This is a genomic window from Psychrobacter sp. FME5 (assembly GCF_014861375.1).
Classification (GTDB): domain Bacteria; phylum Pseudomonadota; class Gammaproteobacteria; order Pseudomonadales; family Moraxellaceae; genus Psychrobacter.
Genome location: NZ_RRYX01000119.1, coordinates 1 through 8,793, shown reverse-complemented (window position 1 = coordinate 8,793; position 8,793 = coordinate 1). Strand labels below are relative to the sequence as shown.

5 protein-coding genes are annotated in these 8,793 nt (G+C 41.4%); 1 reads left to right on the top strand and 4 read right to left on the bottom strand.

What is annotated here, in order from left to right; all coding sequences use genetic code 11:
- Window positions 1-420 precede the first annotated feature (420 nt).
- Window positions 421-2,706, top strand: coding sequence for a TonB-dependent receptor (locus EI161_RS12285; protein ID WP_192529679.1), 2,286 nt, complete (start codon window positions 421-423; stop codon window positions 2,704-2,706).
- A gap of 157 nt (window positions 2,707-2,863) precedes the next feature.
- Here EI161_RS12285 and EI161_RS12280 read toward each other — a convergent pair whose 3' ends face one another.
- The 4 genes from EI161_RS12280 to EI161_RS12265 are packed head-to-tail and all read right to left on the bottom strand — an operon-like array spanning window position 2,864 to window position 8,736.
- Window positions 2,864-3,925 carry a DUF6708 domain-containing protein gene (locus EI161_RS12280; protein WP_192529678.1) on the bottom strand — a complete coding sequence of 354 codons (1,062 nt, stop codon included), beginning with the start codon at window positions 3,923-3,925 and terminating at the stop codon, window positions 2,864-2,866.
- 10 nt (window positions 3,926-3,935) lie between these two features.
- The gene (locus EI161_RS12275) at window positions 3,936-7,508 is read right to left on the bottom strand and encodes a toxin VasX (protein ID WP_192529677.1); all 3,573 of its coding nucleotides are present in this window, start codon (window positions 7,506-7,508) and stop codon (window positions 3,936-3,938) included.
- Window positions 7,505-8,377 (bottom strand): hypothetical protein, encoded by an 873-nt coding sequence (locus tag EI161_RS12270; protein WP_192529676.1) that lies wholly within the window; start codon window positions 8,375-8,377, stop codon window positions 7,505-7,507. The genes EI161_RS12275 and EI161_RS12270 overlap by 4 nt, the downstream gene beginning before the upstream one ends.
- Before the next feature lie 2 nt (window positions 8,378-8,379).
- On the bottom strand, window positions 8,380-8,736 hold the full coding sequence (locus EI161_RS12265) for a DUF2345 domain-containing protein (RefSeq protein WP_318779370.1): 357 nt from the start codon (window positions 8,734-8,736) through the stop codon (window positions 8,380-8,382).
- Between the last annotated feature and the right edge of the window lie 57 nt (window positions 8,737-8,793).

Here is an 8,793-nt window from a genome sequence, read left to right as displayed (position 1 = left end):
ACGTTACTTTAATCAAAACCTCTTATCAGGTGTCCTAAATTAGTTGACCACTACACACTGACGATGACAGCCTCGGTATGACTCTCGGGCTATCTAGAAGCTTTGGTCTGTTAAATGCCAATGCTGGCATCACCCACTCACAAGGTGATGACGATAAATCAACGAGCTTGTTTGTCGGACTCAGCGGTGCCTTTTAGCTCGACGCGCCCTGAGTATTGGCTTGTTCTGCTATAAACAAATAAAAACTGCCCACTACTAAAAAAGTGTTTGGCAGTTTTTTTATTTTTGTGCGTCTTTAATTGAACAGGCTTTATGGATACACCTAGTCAGCTTTGTTTACCAAAGAACAACCTATAGACATGATTAAATGATAAAGGTATTATCATCGATAACAATTATCATTTACAATACGGTTGTATTATGTCTAAGCGCACCCTCTCAGCTATTTCATTACCTCACTCTCGCTTGTATAGTGCCATTTTAACTCAGTTACAGATGGCAAAAAAAGCGCCTTTGTACTTAGCAGCTGGTACGCTATTACATCTCAGTCCAGCATTTGCTGATACTACTATTAATACTGATCCAAATGCTCAGCCAAGTGTCACGCTTGACCCTATCGTCGTCGTTGCCAACCAAACACCAAAAGCAATCTCTGATATTCCAGCGACTGTCTGGTATATCGATGAATATAAAGTCGATGAAGCTGCCCGTACTGGTAAGCGTTTAGGCGACTTTATCGCTCAAGAAGTACCCTCTCTCGATTTGGGTAGCGGTGGTCGCACGAGTGCAGGTCAGAACTTGCGTGGACGTGACATGCAGGTGATGATTGATGGTGTATCGCTGAACTCATCGCGGGCCATCAGTCGCTATTTAGATTCGATCAGTATGGAAAATATCGAAAGTATCGAAGTACTGTCTGGCGCATCAGCGGTGTATGGTGGCGGTGCCACCGGTGGTATTATCAATATTAAGACCAAAAAAGCACAATCTGGTGAGCCACAAGTCACCACCTCTATACAAGCAACTTCCGGCTTTCAAGATGAGGACGACATCTCTTATAAAGGTCACGCCTCAATTGGTGGTGGTACAGAAAACATCAAAAGCAAGCTAGCCGTTACCTACGAACAAACTGGTTCTTTCTTCGACGGCAGCGGTCAGATGCTCGTTCCCGATACCACTCAGGGTTCGTTGCAGGACAATGAGACCATTGATATCTTAGCCAGCACACAACTACAGATTGATGACCAGCAAACTTTAGACTTGTCAGCACAGTACTATAAGAGTGAGCAAGATACGGATTACGGTATTCAGTATGATCTAACCACTTATCCATTCGGTGCCGAGATTAGTGATGGTTTTGAGAGTGATCGACAAGCCAGTACGGAACGTCAGCAGTACAATGCCAATTACCACAATACTGACTTATTCGGTCATGAAGTATATGCTCAGCTATCACATCGTACCGAAGAGCTGAATTTCATTCCATTCATCTATGGCACCTATTTCGCCGCTTCAGAGCAGTCAACTGATGTGACTTCAGCACGTGTCGCATTGAGCAAAGATTGGACTGATAAACTCAAGTTAACCTATGGTATCGACGGCTATCAAGACAAACTTGATAGTAATAAGATGATATTTAATCCGAGTACGAGTATTGCTACTGGTGGTCTGGTCAATGATGAGTTTGCCACTGTTGGACGCTACCCTGGCACTGAAGTAAATTCTGTTGCTGGTTTCATTCAAGGTGATTATGAGCTAACCAATAAGCTAAGCGCGACAGCTGGTATGCGCTATCAACATCTAAACAATAAAATCGATGATTTTGTCTCTGACGCCGTACAGACTGATATTGCCTTAGGCAATGCCACTGGTGGTGACGCAATCCCTGGCGGTAGCACGGACTATAATGTTAGCTTATTCAACTTGGGGCTTAATTATAAACCTAACAGCAACCTACGCTATTTTGCGAACTTCTCGCAAGGCTTTGAGTTACCTGATCCTGCTAAGTTTTATGGTCAAGGCATCTATACAAAAAATGCAGCAAATTATTATGAGCTTATTAATGGCTCCAACGTTTCAGGTACCGAGCTTGATGGCATCAAAACCGATAGCTACGAGTTAGGCACTTCGTTCAATCACAATAACTTGACAGGTCAGCTGACTGGTTACTATAGCCTATCAGATGGCAGTATCGACTATGACCGCAGCACCCTATTGATCACTCAAAGTGATAATAAGAAACGTGTGTATGGCATTGAAGCAAAGGGCGACTATGCGATTAATGACAATGTGAGCATCGGTGCACTGGCGCATTGGGTTAAAAGCGAGACGCAGGTCAATGGCGACTATAAAGACACTGTCGTGACTGATACCAGCCCCGCCAAATACGGCTTGTGGACACGTTGGGAAGATGAAAACCAAGCGCTTAAATTACAAGCCAATATGATGAGTGATGTCTCAGGTTACGATTCAAGCAGTGACTCAACTCAAGAGCTTGATGGCTATACCACCGTTGATCTTGATTACACATACTTCTTACCTTCAGGCGAGTTTAGTCTGGGCGTACAAAACATACTCGACAACGACTACACCACCGTTTGGGGACAGCAAGCGCAAATATATTATGGTAGCTATGCACCTGAATCAGCGTTTGATTACAAAGGTTTAGGACGTACTTATACCGTTGGTTATACTCATCACTTTTAAACTTACCAAACTCAAAATAGACGATTCGTCGTCATAAATTCGTTTTTTTCTAACCTAATTTTTAAAAATGGTATTGAGTTAAAAACGAAAGTGTGAATCAAAAAACTCCTTATTCATATGATATGTGAATAGGGAGTTTTTATTTTAGAACTACTAGCTAACTATTATAAGCCACTACCGCCCAAGCAAATAAACCAACGTTAATCGCAATCGCCACTATCCATCTGATATTCACTTGCCAGTTTTTACCTCGAAATGCCCTCGTAGCTTCTGGTGTAATCAGTTGAATAGGATACGGGTTATTTTTACCATTCCATGTGAGTAGCTTTTGCACATCAGGATGTAAAATGGCTCGCTTGGTACACTGATAATGATTGGCCTGAAATAGATTACCCAAAGCGATTATTGAGCCTATGATAAAGATCATGATCTGACCGCCACCAGAATGATTGCTAGGTATTATGCCGTTTTTGCGATAGATAATATCAGCACAGGCAAATAGTGATTTGCTTGTGTCAGCTGGATAAGCCTCACAGAACTGAGCGTCTACTGGCAACTCATCTGCAGGGCTTTCCATATAAGTGCGGATAAATGCCCATTGTACGCGTGGGTTTACTCTATAATCTTCTAGCTTGAGATGATGGGTGATGTCACCTGTATTAGGATCTGAAACATATAGATTAAGCGGTGTGTAGGCTCGATTGTACGGATCTTGATGAAGGTCTGGACGGACGTCTTTGTAGTCTACTATTTTCAGCTCATAGGGCTGTCTAAATTTCCAGAATGGGCGGTAGTAGTAGGCTATTTTTTGTTCTTTTTTTAAAAAGTAGTACTGGGTTCGAATAGGATGTTTTCTAATAAATTGATAGAGAAGTAGAATTAGTGGTGTACATGCTGGTATAAACATGAAAATCCCAACTATTAAAAACCAAACCATAAAATCGGAATTCAATAAATCTTTATCTCCTACTACTATCAGACTCATAACAGAAAACATAAAAACAGAAAAATAAACCCAGCCAATCGCAAAATAAAATACCCAAAAGTACGCTGGTAGGAATGTTAAGTAATCAGGATTAACATCATGAATTTCTTTATTAAGATGTTCAATATCTTCAGTGCTCTCTAATAAGCTTTTGTCTATACTGGCGGTATAAGGACGGTCAATAGGGTTGTGAAGCTCACTAACGTGGGTAGCAAAGTCGTCGCGTAATTGCATGTTTTTTTCCTTATTGACTCGTCACCGTAGTACGTAGTTGATAATGTGGGTGTGCATCTGGGTTCAATGAATATAGTGCGACCACTCTTAATTGCTCGATTTGACTATCAGGATCGCTCCGAGCTGCTTGACGGGCTTCTTCTATTCGGTTTTCCCTATTATTATGATACTCCCAAGATGAGTCTTTTATTGATTGCCAAGCTGGCTCTTTAAAGTGACTGGTCTCAGGAATATCTAAGGTGATTTGCAGCCCTTCTGAGGTCTCCCTGGTTTTGTTTTGTTGCTTTAGTATCCCTATGCTGACTGTCTCTGTGTTTAGGATTTGCTCTTGATCGCCAATACCGATGTATTGTACCTCAAGCTTACTTTTGTCTTCCCATTGACTGATGACAGCAGTCAGCTGCCCTGAGAGGACTTTATTGAAGCCTTCTGCCCTGGTGGTAAATCTTGGCTCAAGCCGAATACTGGTCAATGCCAATGCATAGGCATGCATGTCTTGCTCAAGACTTGCCATCGGTGTGATTTTTTTGGCTGAGTTGCTAAAAGGGTTATTTGGATAGTCGTTGACATCGATCATTTTTTTGTTGCCAAAGACACCTGCATCTAGCCAATAGTGTACTGGGAGGATATTGCTTTTATCATAGTTAGATGCGATCCAACCAGCAAAAAAGCTCACTGTCCAGGCGACCGCCATAATTCCCACTACCCAAGGCATTGCAAATCCTAAAGCAATTGCTGTACCTGTAATACCTGCTGTTAATGCTGCACCTGCAGCGACACCTGTTGCTACAGCACTACCATAACTTTTACTCTCTAACTGTCTCTCTAATGAAATAGACAAACTATAAATCTCAAAACCAGCACCCACAGCACCAAGTACACCGACGCTGAGACTCAGCCTTGCGACCCATGCACTGCGTGCTACTTTCATCTGTAGCCCAGCATTGGCTACATCAAGGCTAGCACTGGTCAAAGCAAGTGTTGTACTGGTATAAGCTGTCATAAACTCAAGACTGGCACGATCGCCTCGAACTACCATCGCGCTAATTTTATCTTTATTGATTAATGTACTTCTTAACTGAAAGGCCATCACGGCGGCTGAGATCATGGCGGCCTTACCTGCTGATCTTCGATCTAGCTGTCGATAATCATCGTCAGTCGTCCTCAGCAAACTATCCAGCTCAGTGCCTGACTGTGACAGTTGCCTACTAAGAGATGTGGCCTTGTTTACAGCATCGTCTCCAAGATACGTAACAACATCTAAGACTGCTTGTCTGTTACCTGAAGCAGCATCGTTGACGGTTCTTACTGCAGTAGCATCTAAATTAAATGTTTTTGCAAAATCTATAGCAAAGGGAGCACTTCGTCTGGATGCCGATGAACCGGCCAAAATTGCCTCCTTGTCTATAGCAGCAGGGAGTAATTTACTATCCATATTGAGTGAGGCTTTTGTAATATTTTTCTTTACTTGATGTTTAAATGGTATATGAAGCACTTTTAGGAAACCTTGTTTCCACCCTGATGTTTTAGCAACAGAGGCTCTAATGTATACTTCTCCTCGGTTTAATAAACCATGCTCAGTTTGAATGTATTGTTGATTATTTGAATAGGTTTCAATAATTCTAGCTTGATTAGCAGCAATTTTATTTATTTCATCTACCTTAGTAGCGACAGATATAGACGCATTTTTTGCAATCTTTTTCTTCTTTTTACTTTTATCAAACATCTCTATCCACTGTGCAACAGCACCAGCAGCCTCACTGAGACGTGCTGAGTTTTCATAGGCTGGCGGGTTTTCAAATCTGTTAAGATCTTCTTTATCAAGCCCGATTAATGCCTTAAAAAACCAGTTATCTGCCGTAGGCTGTTCACCGGAGATGCAAGGCAGTAACGACTGTCTAAACTCTTGCTCCGCAGTCATACCGTTTACTTTCTTGGGGCTGTAACCTAACCATATTGCATCTGGTATACCCATATTACTCTCATCAATGCCGATGCCTTGAGTCGCTTCAGCCATAATTTGAGCATAGCCCAAATGACTTTCTTCATCATTTTCTGGAAAGTCTTCACGCATGACAAAAGCGAAGTCTAGTGTGTCCTGTTTGTTTTTGTCATAGCCGATGGCATCTATAAATATTTGCCTAGCTTTGGCAATATCCCTTTTATCACTTTTACTCTTTTTTGCAGCAGACAAAACTGATTTGAACCTTGAGCGGTCGATATAGTCATAGATATTCTTATTGTTCGCCTGACTTACTTTATTTCGGCCGTCTATATGATAAGCCAACTCAGAAGGTGATTGTGATCTGGAAGAATCGTACCCAGTACCTGCTTCTACCCTCATTCTAATATTGTCAATAATAATGGCATTGACTTGCTCTCGCATTTGACCTTTATTTTTTTGAGCATCATCTAGTTTCTTAATTAGGTAATTCCGTTTCTCCGCTGATGCCAACACGTCTCCTACAGGATCGTGTAGAGCAACCATCATAGGTTTGGTATCTTTTAAAATTTTCAATTGGTGCTTTTCAGACTCTTCTTCTAATTTATCATCCTCGTAACCCTCGTAACCTTCATTTATATTAGATTCAAGATCGCTTATCTTATCATTAATACCCCTTTCCATATTTTTGTATAGCTGAAAAGCCGAATTTATAGCACCATTAGCATCCTTTTTTAGGATAATCTCCTCAACTTCTCCATCTTCATCTTCACCAACAATTTCTTTTGCATATTTTTCATGTATTGTAAGTTTATCACCGATGTCACCGCCCTGCTCTAGCTGCTTTCGTTGATGGAAACTATTTATATACTCTATTTCCGGGAGGTGCTCAGACATATATTTAGTATTTTTATTATCAGCCAAGTCGTCAGCGACGAACTTTTGCATACGCTTATCGCGTAATGCTTCATCATAAAAATATTTTTTTAATGCTGCTTTACTTAGCTGGGCATGACTGACCATAAGCCATACTATCTCACCTGGACCTAGGGTAATATATTTACTATCTAACGTACTATGATCATCTCGATCACAGGTAGCTGGCTGTACCATTTCGTCAAGTGTATTATCGTCAGTCTCATCTATATTTGTCACCTCTATCTTATTAGTATCTTCTTTTTTTTCTTCAAAATCCTCTTTTAGATATTTTTTGATATACCTTAGCGCACCGTCTTTACCAGTAAATATTTCTCTAACTGATTTTACTTCATCTCCATAATCATCAATATAATCATAAAAACAATAAAGGTAGGTGTATGTAGGTAGGCTCGCGATAGCATCATGTTTGGCTGATTCTGAAGACAGCTCATCCCCAAAATAACGCTTGTCATTATCATTTACTCTATAATCATCTCGACTAAATACCACGGGTAAAATCGGTATCTCTGTCTTTCCACACCTATAATCACATGATGTTACTATAATTGGGGCTAATTCAACAGACGGCAGAGAGCTATCATCCGTACCACTACCTTCTGATGTTCGCTCTACAGGCACCGATTCTTGGTGCTCTGATACATCTGCTTCCTTGTCATCCATTCCTAGAGCACTTGTTATAGAATCCCACAAACCATTACTCATGCCTGTACTCCTTTATTTTTAATTCGCTCTAAGCTTTTGACAATATTCTTAATGGCTTGCTGCTGCGACATTTTACGCTGAGCAATCAGTAGAGCTTGACTGATGATAATGTCATAAACTTGATCATTGATTACCACTTGGCCCTTTAACTGCCGCAGTATCATATTTATCCACTCTGTCTGTATAAGCAGCTGCCACTGCTGTTGGCTGAACCGAAAAGGTAACGGCTTAAGCTGCTCTAATGCCACTTTCGTATTAGACGGATAGACTTCATTGGGTGTTGGCAACGCTATCTCTATAAAGGTGTTATTCCAATCTACATAGTGAATACGAGACAATCCTAACTGGTATACTTGCAGCTTTTGCGGAGCAGTCCACAGATGTGTTAATAGCGCTAATACTCTAGGGTCCCAATAGCGCAAATAACGACGCTTGTTTGTCCCCATTCCATACGCCTGTCCTATCAGATAGATACTATGCTTGAGCGTTTCGGTGATTGGTTGGTCAAATAACCATAGACAGACACTACGTGGGTGCGGGTGACCAGATATATCATAGGTGTTTTCGTATAGTGCCAATGCCAGTAGTTGCTCAAGTAGCCGTTGACCTTTACTACTATCTAGTGACATCTCAATAAGTGCCAAATCATCGCTAAAGCTATAATGAATGCGTTTGATACGCTCAAATGGTAAGTCTATACCGCAGTCTAATAGATCAAAGACTGCTGTGCCGTAAGTATTTAAATCAATCAGGACTGTCAACGTTTTATATTGATTGTCAGAGACTGTTAGATATAAAACCTTAAGTTGCTTTTGATACTCGTCAGTCGCTTGAATATCATCGAGAAACTCTACTTTTGGTACTAGCATATCTAAACCGCTCCGCCTTTATTACCAGCACTACCAGTTTTGGCAGCACAGTCGGCAAGCTCGCCCTGAGGCATGGTAATCGTTGGACTGCTTCCACCCCCACTACCCCGATCCATCTTACTCGCCTTGTAGCCCACTTGAGCAGGCGTGATAAACGTCACATTACCACCTGTTATCTCAATACCACTACCCGCTGATTTTAGAGTCAGCGTATCAGGTGCAATAATCTCAATACTGTCTCGGCTGTGGATGCGTAGCACTTGCTCACTATCGAGTCGCATCTCGTTTTTATGCGCTTGTATCGTTACATCACCATGAGCGGCGGTATGAGTTTGGGCTTTGTTTGCGTAGTAATGGATGTCCTGTAGTGGTCAACTAATTTAGGACACCTGATAAGAGGTTTTTGTTAAAGTAGC